General features: G+C 41.3%; 1 protein-coding gene. It reads left to right on the top strand.

Annotation, left to right across the window (positions count from 1 at the left end; translation table 11 throughout):
• Nucleotides 1–390, top strand: a 390-nt coding sequence (locus tag LI164_RS15705) for a tyrosine-type recombinase/integrase (protein ID WP_227087384.1), incomplete at its 5' end; no start/stop codon positions are given.
• Nucleotides 391–416: the final 26 nt, after the last annotated feature.

Raw genomic sequence — 416 nt, 5'->3', positions numbered from 1 at the left:
CACAAAAACTACTACAGAGAAGTAAAAGACAAAAACAGAGTTTACTATGAGTTCTATCATCTGGACGGAACAAAGAATGTTCCAGAAGATTATAAGGAAATATCCTTTGTCTGCTTAAGACCGGATGGAAGTTTGGAACTGCCAAGCTCGTTAGGAATTGTTTGCAGGAAGATTGCTCAGAAACTGGATGGATTTGAAGGATTTCATTTTCACCAGTTGCGACACACCTACACAAGCAACCTTCTGGCAAATGGAGCAGCACCAAAGGATGTGCAGGAACTGTTAGGGCACTCAGATGTCAGTACCACCATGAATGTCTATGCACACTCTACAAGAAAAGCCAAGCGGGAATCTGCAAGGTTACTTGATAAAGTGGCAGGCAATGACTAAATAAAACTTTCCCTTATTTCCCTTAC

Origin of the sequence: Dorea sp. 210702-DFI.3.125 (assembly GCF_020560945.1) — a bacterium.
Classification (GTDB): Bacteria; Bacillota; Clostridia; order Lachnospirales; family Lachnospiraceae; genus Dorea; species Dorea formicigenerans.
This window is presented reverse-complemented; position numbering and strand designations above follow the sequence as displayed.